We start from the raw sequence: 12,511 nt of genomic DNA, 5'->3' as shown, positions 1-12,511 counted from the left end.
GCTCCTCACCGGTCGGCCGGCTGGCCGTACACGTTCTGGTAGCGGTGGTTCAGTGCGTCGATGTCGCTCTGTGCCAGGGGCAGCGGCTCCCCCAGCTGGCGTGAGATGTGGACCGTGCGGGCGACGTCCTCGCACATCACGGCGGCCTTGACCGCTGCCCGGGCGTCCTTGCCGACGGTGAAGACTCCGTGGCTCTGCATCAGGACGGCGGGCGAGCGGTGGCCGCGCAGCGTCTCGACGATGCCCCGGCCGATGGAGTCGTCCCCGATCAGCGCGAAGGGGCCGACGGGGATCTCCGCTCCGAACTCGTCGGCCATGGCGGTCAGCACGCAGGGGACGGCCTCGCCGCGGGCCGCCCAGGCGCAGGCGTAGGTGGAATGGGTGTGCACCACGCCGGAGACCTGCGGCATGTGCCGGTAGACGTAGGCGTGCGCGGCGGTGTCGGAGGAGGGGGCGCGGTCTCCCTCGACCACGTTCCCGTCGAGGTCGCAGACGATCATGCCCTCGGGGGCCAGGTCCTCGTAGGGGACGCCGCTGGGTTTGATCACTATGAGGTCCTCGCCCGGTACGCGGGCGGACACGTTCCCGGCCGTCCAGACGACGAGGCCGTAGCGGACCAGTTCCTGGTGCAGGTCGCTGACCTCGCGGCGCAGCTGCTCGATCGGTGACGTCATGAGCGGTTCAGGGCCTCTCGGTCGGGGCGGTCCGGGTGGTCGTGGCCGGAGCGGCGAGGGCGGCGTTGCGCAGGGCACGCAGCCGGTGCAGCTGCTTGTCGGGGCCGGCGCCGAAGTGGTCGTGCAGGGCGCGGTACTCGGCGTACAGCGCGTCGTAGGCATCGGCTCGGGCGGGGTCCGGCAGGTAGGTGGCCCGCTGGACGCGGCCCATGGCCGCCGCGGCGGTCCGCACGTCCGGGTGTGCGCCGGCGGCGACGGCCGCGTGGATGGCGGCGCCGAGGGCCGGGCCCTGGGCGGAGGCGGCGAGGGACACCGGGCGGCGGAGCACGTCGGCGTGGATCTGCATCAGCAGGGCGTTCTTCTTCAGACCGCCGGTGACGACGAACTCGTGCACCGGTACGCCGCCCGCGTCCAGGGCGTCGACGATGGTGCGGGTGCCGAAGGCGGTGGCTTCCAGCAGGGCGCGGTAGACGTCCTCGGGCCTCGTCGCCAGGGTGAGGCCGACGATGACGCCGGAGAGGTGGTGGTCGACCAGGGGGGAGCGGTTGCCGTTCATCCAGTCGAGGGCGACCAGTCCGTGGCCGCCGACGGGCTGGTCGGCGCACTTGCGGGTCAGCGCCTGGTGCAGGTCCTCGCCGCGGGCGTCGGCCTCGGCCCGGTAGTCGGCCGGGACGCCCTGGGCGAGCCACCAGGCGAAGATGTCTCCGACCGCGCTCTGTCCGGCCTCGTAGCCGTACGCTCCGTCGACGATCCCGCCGTCCACGACGCCGCAGATGCCGGGGACGTCGGCGAGCGCGGCGCCGTTCACCACGTGGCAGGTGGACGTGCCCATGACGGCGAGCAGCCGGCCGTTCTCGACGGCCTGGGCGGCGGCGGCCGCGACGTGGGCGTCGACGTTGCCGACGGCGACCGCGATGCCCTCGGGCAGGCCCGTCCACGCGGCGGCCCGCGCGGTGAGCGAGCCGGCCCGGGAGCCCAGCGGGGAGAGCGGATGCTCCAGGCGGGTGCGGGCGAAGTCCCCGAAGTCCGGGTGCAGGGCGGCGAGGTAGTCCTCGTCGGGGTACCTGCCGTCCTGGTGGATGCCCTTGTAGCCGGCGGTGCACGTGTTGCGGGTCTCGGTGCCCGTGAGCTGCCAGACGATCCAGTCGGCCGCTTCGATCCAGCGCTCGGTCGCCGCGTACGTCTCGGGGTCCTCCTCCAGCACCTGCAGCGCCTTCGCGAACTGCCATTCGGCGGAGATCCTCCCGCCGTAGCGGGTGATCCACTTCTCGGCGCGCAGGTGGGCGAGGTGGTTGATCCGGTCCGCCTGGCCCTGGGCGGCGTGGTGCTTCCAGAGCTTGGGCCAGGCATGGGGGCGGTCGCCCAGCCCGGTCTCCGAGAGCGGCTGCCCGTCGCGCCGTACCGGCAGGACCGTGCAGGCGGTGAAGGCGGTCGCCACACCGATGACGAGCGCCGGGTCCACGCCCGCGGAGGCGAGGGCCTCCGGGACGGCGGTGCGCAGCACCTCGCGCCAGTCGTCGGGGTGCTGGAGTGCCCAGTCGGGCGGCAGGGCGGCCCCGGTGGTGGGCAGTTCACGGTCGATGACGCCGTGGCGGTAGGTGTGGACGGCGGAGCCGAGCTCCTCTCCGTCGTGTACGCGGACCACCACCGCGCGGCCGGACAGGGAGCCGAAGTCGACGCCGACGACACAGCGCACGGCGTCCGGAGCGGCTGGGGGACGGGACGGGGTCACGTTCACATCCTTCGTACGTAGCCCAGCGCTCCCGGGGCGCACCCCGGGCGGCGGGGGTCGGCTGCCCGCGGGGCGGCCTTGCGCTCAGATTGTGAGCGTTAACAATCCACGTCCACAAGAGGCCCGGCATGCAGCGTTACCCAATCTTGACCTCATGCCCCCGGTTGCACCGGAAGCTCCTTGCCCCCGCTGACCTGCGCGGACGCATCGGCTTCCGCGGACCTACCGGGGCGCGCGGCCCGTGCTGCGGCGCAAGACGATCTCCGTGGGTACCAGGACGTGCCTGCTGGGGGCCTCCGGCGCACCGCCGTGCTCCCCGCCCCGCCCACCCGTGGCGCGCTCGTCCCCGGTCAACTCGTCGACCAGCAGTTCCAGCGCACGCCGGCCCAGTTCGCCGAAGTCCTGCCGGACCGTCGTCAACGGCGGGGCGAAGTACGCGGCTTCGGAGATGTCGTCGAAACCGACCACGCTGATGTCCCCGGGGATCGCCCGGCCCGCTTCGTGCAGCGCGCGCAGCAGGCCCAGCGCCAGCTGGTCGTTCGCGCAGAACACCGCGGAGACGGTGCGGTCCCCGGCGATCCGCAGGCCGGCCTCGTAACCGCCGCGGGCACTCCAGTCCCCCGGATGGACCTCGGGCACCGGGGCGCCCGCCTCCTCGAGGGCCCTGCGCCACCCGGCCTGCCGGGCCGTGGTCTCCAGCCAGCCCGGCGGGCCGGAGATGTGGTGGACCGTGGTGTGGCCGAGGTCGAGCAGGTGCCGGGTGACGGCCTGGGCGCCCGCCTCGTTGTCGACCGAGACCGTGGGCACGCGCGACCCGCTGCCCGACCCGACGGCCACCACGGGGACTGCCGTGGACAGCCGGGCGATCGCGCGTACCGCCGGGGTCTGCGGCGCGATCACCACGATGCCCTCGACGCCCTGGTCCCTGAGCCGGTCCACGGCCTCCTGCACCGCGCGCGCGTCCAGGGACCGGATGCTCGCCACGCTGACGAAGTAGCCCGCACTGCGCGCGGCCTGCTCGATGCCGTCGAGCATGGAGGCCGGACCGTAGAGCGCACTGCCGAAACTGACCACGCCGAGCGTCTGGGACCGGCGGGTGACCAGGGCCCGGGCCGCCACGTTGGGGCGGTAGTCCAGCTCGCGGATCGCGGCGAGCACCCGCTCACGTGTGCCGGGGCGAACGTGCGGTGCGCCGTTGAGCACCCGCGACACCGTCTGGTGCGACACCCCGGCAACGCGGGCGACGTCGGCCATCACGGGCTGGCGCGGTTCAGGTTGTTCCGTTCGTGCCGTTCCCACGGGGAGCCCTCTCGTCGGCGGAGCCCGCGGCAGCCGGCCCGGACTCCGGTGCGCGGACCGGATGCGCGGTGGTGCCTGCACAGGGGCGCCACGTGGGTGAGTGTAAGTGTTCACGATCACAGGGCCCGCCGATGCCCGGGTGCGGCCCGGAGAGCCGGGCCGGGGACCGGGCCGCCGATCTCCGTCGCCGCCGGCGGGACCCCGGCCCGGCGGGGGCGCGGACGCGTGCGCGCCCTACGCGAACCCGCCCCACACGGCGGCTGGGGGCTCCGCGGGACCGGCGGCGGCGTCGATCCGGTACCTGTCGCCCTTCGCATCGCGCCCGCCGGCGGCGTGGTCGTACTGGCCCGCGAAGACGTGTTCGCCGGACGGGACGGTCCTGCCGGGTTTGAGGGTCCACCGGTAGACGAGGAAGCCGCCTTCCCGGCGGGCGGAGACGTCGAAGTCCGCGGCGGGCCGGGTCCGCCAGCTGCCGGTGTCCTTCACCCCCTCGGTGAGGGCGATGCGCAGCTCGACGACGAGGCTGGAGAGCGGTTTCCGCGTGGTGAGGGTGACGTTGCTCTGTGCCCAGTAGGCGTTGCTGTGGGGATCGACCGAGCCGTCGGCCCGGAGCGGACCGTCCTCGGTCCGGCTGCCCTCCATCGGCTGCGCCGTGCGGGCGGGCGCGGACGGAGCGGGGGCGGACGGGCTGGAGGCGGGCGGAGCGGAGGCGGACGGGACGGCAGCGGACGGAGCGCCTGGGGACGGGGTCGTCGCGGACGGAGCGCCCGCGGACGGAGCGGCGGCCGACGGAGCCGTTGCGGACGGAGCGGCGGACGGGGCCGCTGCGGACGGGGCGCCCGACGGGGCCGCGGCCGTCGGGTTCCGCGGCGGGTCAGGGGTGTGCACGACGGCCACCACCGCGAGGGCGCTCACGGCCAGGGTGCCGGCGGTCGCCAGCGTCGCGAGGGCGGTCTTCGGCCAGGACAGGAAGCGGACGCGTGCGCGGTCCCGCGGGCGGCGTCCGGCGTCGGGACGGACCGCGCCGCGCTCGACCCGCGCCAGCATGCGTGCCCGGTCGGGCCGGTGGGCTTCGGCACTCTCGCGCAGCCGGCCGCGCAGTTCGTCGGTCATCGGCTCCCCCTCCCCACCAGTTCGTCGGCGGCCCGGGCACCGAGCAGCCGCTGCAGTTCCGCCGTCCCCTTCGAGGTCTGGCTCTTTACCGTACCCACCGATATCCCGAGCGCCGCCGCCGTGTCCCTCTCCGAGAGGTCGAAGGCGTACCGCAGTACCACGCAGGCGCGTTTGCGGAACGGCAGCGTGTCCAGAGCGGCCCGCACGTCCAACACGGCGGCCGTGTCCGGCCCGTCGGTCCGCTCGGGGCGGCGCGACCAGAACAGCAGGACGCGGCGCCGCTCGCGCAGCGTGCTCCGCATCCGGCTGCGGGCGAGGTTGGCGACGACTCCGCGGGCGTAGGCAGCCGCCGAATCGGCGCGGCGGACCCTGTCCCAGCGGTGCCAGAGCGCGACCATCGCGTCCGCGGCGAGGTCGTCCGCAGCGTCCGCCTCTCCGGTCAGCAGGTACGCCAGACGGGAGAGTTCGGCGTGGTGGCGTTCGAAGAACGCGTGGAAAGCCGCGGCCGCCTCGTGTTCGGTCATGGCCTCGGTACGGCCTCTCGGTGCGACGGGGGCGGTCTCGGGCAGGTGCCGGAGCGTAGCAGTCCGTTCGACCGTCCGTTCGGACACCTCCCTCCCCCGGCCGGGTCCGGGGCGGGCTGCGGCCGGTTGTTCCGCCGACGGCCGGGCCCGCGCCGTCCTCCGGGAGCGCTTCCCCGGGCGGCACGTCGAGCCGGTCGCGATCGACCCGACCGCCTCGGGCGGCGGCGGCCTCCGCCGCTCCACCCGCGACCGGCCCGGCGCGCCCGCGGCGTGAGAGCCGCTGCGCGGCCCGCCCGGCCTCCCGCCCTTCCGGATGGCGGCGGGCCCGCGCGGCTCCAGCACCGTCGCCCCGGCCCGCTCGGGGGGAGCTCCAGTGCTGCGACCGGAACGATTCACCGGGTCGCGGCGCCCGGCACGGCACCTCGCCGCGTTGTCGGACCCGCGAGTACGCCCAGTACGAGCCGCGGCCCTCCGCCCTGCGATCCACCGCACCGGACACCGCGCCCCGGCAAGCCCTTCCGGTCACCGCTCTAGGCTGCCGCCGCGTCGGAGCCGGTGGCCGCCTGGCGCTCCTTCTCCGTCAGCCCGCCCCAGACGCCGTAGGGCTCGGCCACGCGCAGCGCGTGCTCCAGGCAGCGCGCGCGTACGGGGCACACGGCGCACAGCGCCTTGGCGGCTTCCTCGCGCGCCTCGCGCTCCTGCCCCCGCACGCCCACGGGAGGGAAGAACACTTCCGGTCCCACGCCGCGGCACGCGGCCTCCGCCTGCCAGATCCAGTGGTGTTCCGCCCTCCCGGGCAGGTGTGACACCTTCGCCGTCCCCATTGCTCTCCTACAGCCGGATGTGAGCCTGATGATCGAACGCATCTCCTAGGGCAACGTCTGGCCGCGCAGACCTGTTCGAAACGTGGGAAGGGCCGTCGGCCGACCCCGGACGGGAGCGGGTCTGGCCCATCTCATGATCATCGGGCATGCTCGCTGCCATGGGCGAAGAACTGAACGGCACGGCAGCATCCGAGGCGGGAGCCGGCCCCCTGGGCTACCAGCACGCGTCGGGAGCGGCCTGGGTGGTCGAGGCACGCGGTGAGCTGGACCTCGACACGCTCCCACCCCTGGAGGCGACGCTGAGCCAGGCCGCGGCCTCCCACCACATCGTGATCCTGGACGCGGCCGGCGTCACGTTCGCGGACTCGACCTGCCTCAACGTCCTGCTGCGGGTGCGCCGCCTCACCGACCTGCGGATCGCCAGGCCCTCGCACCAGCTCGCCCGCCTGCTGGCGCTGACGGGCGCGGACCAGGTCGTCACCGTGTACCCCGACCTCGCCACCGCCACGCTCCAGACCTGACCCGAGGGGCCTGTTCACGGCCGCTGCGCGTCCTCCTCGTCCTCGATGACGTGCACGGCCGCCTCCTCGGCGGACGCGGCTCCGGCGTCGATGCCGACGTCCTGGGCGAGCACGTTGTTCTCGTGCGGGAAGTCGGTCGTGGCGGCCAGCCGCCCCGCTCGTGCGGTGCCCACCTGCGGGTCGACGGGCTCGCCGTCCCCGTCGACCAGGTCTCCGATGCCGTCCCCCGCCGGGGCCTCCAGATCCGGGACCTCGCGGGCGAGCCGGTCGTCGAGGCTCTCGCCCTGCTGCTGCTCCTCGCCGGTGGTGGCCCGGCGGTCACTCGCGTAGGGCCGCTCGGGCGGCGAGTAGCCCTGGTCCAGGATGGCGTCGGTATCGGGCCCGCTCAGGCTGTCGTCCATGTCCGGCTGCCCCTCGGACGGCTCGTCCTCGGGCTGGGGCTGGTAGACGTCGTCGCCTCGGGCATCGGATTCACTCATGGACACGTCCTCTCCTCGTCGCCCCGCCCGGTGCGCAGCGGCTTCCCTGGGCGCCTCCCCGGAAATCGGCGGATCACGCACCCGGCCGCGCTTCGGACGTGCCGGCTTCGGACGTGCCGGGGTCAGACGGTGACCGTACGCACCGCGTCCGCCACCGTGGGCCGGAGGGAGAAGAGCTGGTCCAGGCCCACCGTGCCGAACACCCGGGTCAGGTGGGCGTTGAGCCCCGCGATGGCCATCCGGGTCCCGCCGGCCTCCGCCCGCCGGTACGCACCGACGAGCACGGTGATCCCGGTGGAGTCGCAGTACGTGAGCCCGCTCAGGTCGAGCACCAGGCCCGGTGCGAAGGCAGCGGGGATGCGACTCAGGGCGTCGCCCAGGCTCGGCGCGCTGTACTGGTCGAGTTCCCCGGCCACGATGAGCAGGTGGGGGGCACCGGGAGTCGACCGGACGTCGACGGTCAGGATGCGATCGCTCATCGTGTGTCCTGGGGCAGAGGCGGGCAGGGTCGGGTGCGGGGACAACGGCGGCGCGGCCGAAGGGTGTTGTCCCTCCCGCTCCTACCCTCGATGCCGGAACTATCGCGCGCGTCGACCGCGACACCGCAGCCGGACGCCGGTTCGGGCCCCGGCCCGGCGCGGTCGGCGGACAGGCCCCCGGACCGGGCACGGGAAGGGGAGGGCGGCCGTACGGGCCGGAGGGTTTTCGCCCTATCCTACGGATCTCCGCCGTACGCGCGCCCCCCGCCGGGGAGCGCCGTCCCACGGCGGGAACGGGCTCTCGCCCACCGGGGTTCGGGGCGGACGGAGTCCGCCCGCAGCGGGATCGGAGGGCGTGGAGGATGAGCGCAGCACAGGGCGGGCCGCCCGCGGAGCTGGTGTTCCCCGGGGGCAGCGAGATGTCCCGGCGGATGCGCGCCCACGCCTGGGACGCCACGCCGATGGGGGACCCGGCCGACTGGCCCGCCAGCCTCCGCACGGCGGTGCGGATCTGCCTGACCTCGCGCTTCCCCATGATCGTGTGGTGGGGCGAGGAGCTGCGGTTCCTCTACAACGACGCCTACCTGCCCCTCCTCGGCACCAACCACCCGGCCACCGCCAAACCGGGTGACCAGGTGTGGTCGGAGATCTGGGACATCATCGGCCCGATGCTGCGCTCGGTGATGGAGTCGGGCGAGGCGACCTGGTCGGAGGACCTGCTGCTGCCGCTCATCCGGCACGGGTACCTGGAGGAGACGTTCTGGACGTATTCCTACAGTCCCCTCCACGACGACGCCGGCGCGGTCCGCGGCGTCTTCACCGCCGTCAGCGACACCACCGAGCGCGTGGTCGGAGAGCGGCGCCTCGCGGCGCTGCAGGGCCTCGCCGCCCAGGCAGCGACCGCCCGCACCCCGCAGGAGGCGTGCCAACTCGCCGCCCGGGCCCTCGGGCAGGCGGAGCAGGACGTGCCCTACACCGCCGTGTACCTGCGCCGCCCCGGTACCGACACGCTCGAACCGACGGCCGCCACGACGGCCGGTGGAGGGCCCGTCCCCCTCCCCGGGGGTCCCGGCGGCTGGCCCCTTTCCGAGGTGCTGGCCACCGGAGCGCCCGCCGTGGTCGACGACGTGGCCGACCGCTTCCCCCCGCTGCCCCGCGGCGGTTGGCCGACCGCCCCGACCCAGGCGGTCGTCCTGCCCCTGACGGGCGAGGCCGGCGCGGAGAACATCGGCGTGATGGTGCTGGCCGCCGGGGCGGGCCGCCGCCTGGACGAGGCGTACCACTCCTTCCTGCGGCTGGTCGCGGGCCAGACCGCCGCGCTGGTCAATGCCGCCATCGCCTACCAGGCCCAGCAGAAGCGAGCGGAGGAGCTCGCCGAGCTGGACCGGGCCAAGACCACCTTCTTCTCCAACATCAGCCACGAGTTCCGCACTCCGCTCACCCTGATCATGGGCCCGCTGGCCGAGCTGCGCGCCCGAGCGGCCGACGCCGACACCCAGACCCGGGAGGAACTGGACGTCATCCACCGCAACGGTCTGCGGCTGGGCAAACTGGTCAACACCCTGCTGGACGTCTCCCGCATCGAAGCCGGCCGCATGCAGGCCTGGTACGAGCCCGTCGACCTCGCCGCGGTCACCGCCGAGCTCGCCAGCGTGTTCCGCTCCGCGATGGAACAGGCCGGGCTCTCCTTCGAGGTCGACTGTCCCCCCCTGCCCGAGCCGGTCTGCGTCGACCGCGGCATGTGGGAGAAGGTCGTTCTCAACCTCCTCAGCAACGCCCTGAAGTTCACCTTCGACGGCTCCGTCCGGCTGGCCGTGAGGGCCGACGGCGACCGCGCCGTGGTCACCGTCGCCGACACCGGCATCGGGGTCGACGCCCACGAGTTGCCGCTGCTGTTCGAGCGCTTCCACCGCATCGAGAACGCGCGCTCCCGCTCCAACGAGGGCAGCGGCATCGGCCTGGCCCTGGTGAAGGAACTGGTGGGGCTGCACGGCGGAACCATCGCCGCCGACAGCGGCGGGGGCGGCGGGACGCGGTTCACCATCGAACTGCCCTTCGGTACCGCGCACCTGCCCGCCGAGGCGCTGAGTCCCAGCGGCCACGGCGCGGTGTCCGCCACCGCCGACCCCTTCGTACAGGAAGCCCTGCGGTGGCTGCCCGCCCGGCCGGCGAAGGCCGCGCCCGAGGGCGCCGCAGCCGCCCTCTATGACGGGGGCCCGGACGGCGGACCCGACGGCGGACCCGGCGACGGCCCCGGCGCCCCCGCGTACCCGCCGACCGTCCCGCAGACCGCCTCCGTGCTCGTCGCGGACGACAACGCCGACATGCGCGAGTACCTCACCCGGCTGCTGCGCGGCGCCGGTTACGCGGTCACGGCGGTCGCCGACGGCCGCGAGGCCCTCGACGCCGTCCGGGGAGCGGCGCCCGACCTCCTCGTCACCGACGTCATGATGCCGCGGCTCGACGGCCTCCGGCTCGTCGGCGCCCTGCGCGCGGACCAGCGCACCGCGGCGGTCCCCGTCCTGCTGCTGTCGGCCCGCGCGGGCCAGGAGGCCTCCATCGAGGGCCTGCGGGCCGGCGCCGACGACTACCTCGTCAAGCCGTTCTCAGCCGCCGAGCTCCTCGCCCGGGTCCGGGCCAACATCGAGCTGGCCCGGCTGCGCAACCACCACGCCCGTTGGCGCACCGCCCTGATCGACTCCCTTCAGGAGGCCTTCTTCGTCTGCGCCGAGGACGGGACCGTCATCGAGATCAACACCGCCTTCACGGCGATCCTCGGCTACGGGCCCGAAGGCGTGCCGTACGCACCCGCCCATCCGTGGTGGCCCGACGCGGACACCGACCCGGACGGCCACCGACGGATGGCCGATGCCTTCAGCGCGCTGCTCGGAGCCGCTCGCGGCACGCACGTGGTCCCCGTCGTCCACCGTGACGGCCGACGCCTGTGGGTCGCCGCCTCCTTCAACCAGGTCGAGGACCCCGACACCGGGCGCCGCGTCACCGTGGGCACCTTCCGCGACGTCACCGCCGAGCACTACGCCGTCCAGCGCGAGACCGCCCTCGCCGCCGTGAGTCTGCGCACCTCCGAGGCCGCGGATCCCGGCGAGGCGCTGCGCGGAGCCCTCGAAGAGCTGGCCCGCGTGTGGGAGGCCCCCCGCGCCCTGGCCGCCGTCTTCGACGACGCGGGCCGTCCGACCCTGACCGGCGCCGGCCCGGAGGCGGACCGGGAACACGAGGCGGACTGGGGGCACGCTCCCCCCGCACTGCGCGCCCGGCTCACCGCCCTGCACGACGAGCAGCCCCTGCTCACCCCCCTCGCCCGGGACGGCGGCACCGGGATCACGGTGGACCACCCCGACGGCCGCCTCGCCCTGTGGATCGAACTGCCCCGGGGCCGGCCCTTCACGGGCGAGGACCGCCACCTCCTCACCCTGCTCGCCGGGCACCTCGGCCAGCAGCTCCACCGCGCGCACCAGATCGACCAGCAGCGCCGGACGGCCCTCGCCCTACAACGCGCCATCCTCGGCCCCCCGCACCTGCCGAGCGGCTTCGCCGTCCGCTACGAACCCGCGACCCCTCCCCTGGAGGTCGGCGGCGACTGGTACGACACCGTCACGCTGCCCGACAGCCGCATCGGCATCGTCGTCGGGGACTGCGTCGGCCGCGGTCTCACCGCGGCGACCGTCATGGGGCAGCTGCGCAGTGCCTGCCGCGCCCTGCTCCTCCAGGACGCCGGCCCCGCGCAGACCCTCGTGGCGCTCGACCGGTTCGCCGCGCTGCTCCCCGGCGCCCTGTGCACGACCGTCTTCTGCGGCGTCCTCGATCCGGCCACCGGGCACCTCACGTACTCCAGCGCGGGCCACCCGCCCGGCATCCTCTCCCGCCCCGACGGCAGCACCCACCTGCTCGAACAGGGGCGCTCGACGCCCCTGGCGGTCCGGCCCGGGCACCCCCGGCCCGAGGCCGTCTGCGCCGTACCGCCGCGGTCCACTCTCCTGCTGTACACCGACGGCCTGGTCGAGCGCCGCCGCCGGCCACTGACCGCGGGCATGGACGAGGCCGGTACGGCCGTCCACGCGGCGCGCGCCCTTCCGGTGGAGGAGCTCGCCACCCACCTCATGAGCGCCCTCGCGCCCCCCGGCGGCTACGACGACGACGTCGCCCTGCTCGTCTACCGCCACCCCGGGCCGCTGGACCTCTCCTTCCGCGCCGAATCGGCCCAACTGGCGCCGGTGCGAGGGGCGCTGCGGACCTGGCTGGAGCGGTGCGGCCTCCCCCCGCAGACCGCGCACAACGTGCTGGTCGCGGCCGGGGAGGCCTGCGCGAACGCCATCGAGCACGGCCACCGCCACAACCCGGGGGCGCAGATCCGGCTCCGGGCGGCGGCCACCGCCGACGACCTGAGCCTGTCGGTCTCCGACACCGGCCGCTGGAAAGTGCCGCAACCCCAGGCCAACGCCCACCGGGGCCGCGGCACGGGCCTCATGCGGGCCCTGATGCAGAACGTCACCATCACGCCCGGCGACGCCGGCACCACCGTCACCATGCAGACGAGGATCACACCATGACCACTCCCCTGACCCTCACGGCCGACCGCAGCCCGGACGGCACACCGGTCCTGGTCGCCGCCGGGGAGATCGACATGAGCAACGTCGAGGCCTTCGCCACCGCGCTCGCCGCCGACCCGGGCGGCCCGCTGGTCGTGGACCTCACCGAGGTGCAGTACCTCGACAGTGCGGGGGTCACCGCGCTGTTCGCCCACGCCCGGCGCATCGAGCTGCTCGTCACCCCGCTCCTGGCACCGGTCCTGACGATCTCCGGTCTCACGGAGCTGGCCACCGTCCGCGGCATCGAGGGCTGACCGCA

11 protein-coding genes are annotated in these 12,511 nt (G+C 74.6%); 3 read left to right on the top strand and 8 right to left on the bottom strand.

What is annotated here, in order from left to right:
• Positions 1–5 precede the first annotated feature (5 nt).
• The 6 genes from ACFWU6_RS11010 to ACFWU6_RS10985 form a co-directional block, all read right to left on the bottom strand.
• Positions 6–674: an L-ribulose-5-phosphate 4-epimerase gene (locus ACFWU6_RS11010; protein WP_383980470.1), complete on the bottom strand. Its 669-nt coding sequence runs from the start codon at positions 672–674 to the stop codon at positions 6–8.
• Between the two features lie 7 nt (positions 675–681).
• Positions 682–2,406 carry a ribulokinase gene (locus ACFWU6_RS11005; RefSeq protein ID WP_383980468.1) on the bottom strand — a complete coding sequence of 575 codons (1,725 nt, stop codon included), beginning with the start codon at positions 2,404–2,406 and terminating at the stop codon, positions 682–684.
• A 222-nt stretch (positions 2,407–2,628) separates the two neighbouring features.
• Positions 2,629–3,660, bottom strand: coding sequence for a LacI family DNA-binding transcriptional regulator (locus tag ACFWU6_RS11000; RefSeq protein ID WP_383801061.1), 1,032 nt, complete (start codon positions 3,658–3,660; stop codon positions 2,629–2,631).
• Positions 3,661–3,939: 279 nt separating this feature from the next.
• On the bottom strand, positions 3,940–4,818 hold the full coding sequence (locus tag ACFWU6_RS10995) for a hypothetical protein (protein WP_383980466.1): 879 nt from the start codon (positions 4,816–4,818) through the stop codon (positions 3,940–3,942).
• Entirely contained in the window at positions 4,815–5,342 is a 528-nt protein-coding gene (locus ACFWU6_RS10990) for a SigE family RNA polymerase sigma factor (protein WP_383801055.1), read from the bottom strand. The genes ACFWU6_RS10995 and ACFWU6_RS10990 overlap by 4 nt, the downstream gene beginning before the upstream one ends.
• 530 nt (positions 5,343–5,872) lie before the next feature.
• Positions 5,873–6,166, bottom strand: coding sequence for a WhiB family transcriptional regulator (locus tag ACFWU6_RS10985; protein ID WP_383980464.1), 294 nt, complete (start codon positions 6,164–6,166; stop codon positions 5,873–5,875).
• 158 nt (positions 6,167–6,324) lie between these two features.
• Between ACFWU6_RS10985 and ACFWU6_RS10980 the strand changes: the two genes are divergently transcribed.
• Positions 6,325–6,687 carry an STAS domain-containing protein gene (locus ACFWU6_RS10980; protein WP_383801050.1) on the top strand — a complete coding sequence of 121 codons (363 nt, stop codon included), beginning with the start codon at positions 6,325–6,327 and terminating at the stop codon, positions 6,685–6,687.
• A 14-nt stretch (positions 6,688–6,701) separates the two neighbouring features.
• Here ACFWU6_RS10980 and ACFWU6_RS10975 read toward each other — a convergent pair whose 3' ends face one another.
• Entirely contained in the window at positions 6,702–7,166 is a 465-nt protein-coding gene (locus ACFWU6_RS10975; RefSeq protein ID WP_383980462.1) for a DUF5709 domain-containing protein, read from the bottom strand.
• A gap of 122 nt (positions 7,167–7,288) precedes the next feature.
• Positions 7,289–7,645 carry an STAS domain-containing protein gene (locus ACFWU6_RS10970; protein ID WP_383980460.1) on the bottom strand — a complete coding sequence of 119 codons (357 nt, stop codon included), beginning with the start codon at positions 7,643–7,645 and terminating at the stop codon, positions 7,289–7,291.
• A gap of 362 nt (positions 7,646–8,007) precedes the next feature.
• On the opposite strand from ACFWU6_RS10970, the gene ACFWU6_RS10965 reads away from it, so the two are divergent.
• Positions 8,008–12,213, top strand: coding sequence for a SpoIIE family protein phosphatase (locus tag ACFWU6_RS10965; RefSeq protein WP_383980458.1), 4,206 nt, complete (start codon positions 8,008–8,010; stop codon positions 12,211–12,213).
• Positions 12,210–12,506 (top strand): STAS domain-containing protein, encoded by a 297-nt coding sequence (locus tag ACFWU6_RS10960; protein ID WP_383980456.1) that lies wholly within the window; start codon positions 12,210–12,212, stop codon positions 12,504–12,506. The genes ACFWU6_RS10965 and ACFWU6_RS10960 overlap by 4 nt, the downstream gene beginning before the upstream one ends.
• Positions 12,507–12,511 lie beyond the last annotated feature (5 nt).

The sequence above is a fragment of the Streptomyces sp. NPDC058674 genome (assembly GCF_042716505.1).
GTDB lineage: Bacteria > Actinomycetota > Actinomycetes > Streptomycetales > Streptomycetaceae > Streptomyces.
The sequence above is the reverse complement of the archived record's forward strand: the minus strand, read 5'-3'. Positions and strand labels throughout refer to the sequence as shown.

Bases quoted from the DNA above. Each gene is read 5' to 3' on its own strand.
- ACFWU6_RS11010 (WP_383980470.1), bottom strand. From the start codon at position 674: ATGACGTCACCGATCGAGCAGCTGCGCCGCGAGGTCAGCGACCTGCAC.
- ACFWU6_RS11000 (WP_383801061.1), bottom strand. From the start codon at position 3,660: ATGGCCGACGTCGCCCGCGTTGCCGGGGTGTCGCACCAGACGGTGTCG.
- ACFWU6_RS10995 (WP_383980466.1), bottom strand. From the start codon at position 4,818: ATGACCGACGAACTGCGCGGCCGGCTGCGCGAGAGTGCCGAAGCCCAC.
- ACFWU6_RS10990 (WP_383801055.1), bottom strand. From the start codon at position 5,342: ATGACCGAACACGAGGCGGCCGCGGCTTTCCACGCGTTCTTCGAACGC.
- ACFWU6_RS10985 (WP_383980464.1), bottom strand. From the start codon at position 6,166: ATGGGGACGGCGAAGGTGTCACACCTGCCCGGGAGGGCGGAACACCAC.
- ACFWU6_RS10980 (WP_383801050.1), top strand. From the start codon at position 6,325: ATGGGCGAAGAACTGAACGGCACGGCAGCATCCGAGGCGGGAGCCGGC.
- ACFWU6_RS10975 (WP_383980462.1), bottom strand. From the start codon at position 7,166: ATGAGTGAATCCGATGCCCGAGGCGACGACGTCTACCAGCCCCAGCCC.
- ACFWU6_RS10970 (WP_383980460.1), bottom strand. From the start codon at position 7,645: ATGAGCGATCGCATCCTGACCGTCGACGTCCGGTCGACTCCCGGTGCC.
- ACFWU6_RS10965 (WP_383980458.1), top strand. From the start codon at position 8,008: ATGAGCGCAGCACAGGGCGGGCCGCCCGCGGAGCTGGTGTTCCCCGGG.
- ACFWU6_RS10960 (WP_383980456.1), top strand. From the start codon at position 12,210: ATGACCACTCCCCTGACCCTCACGGCCGACCGCAGCCCGGACGGCACA.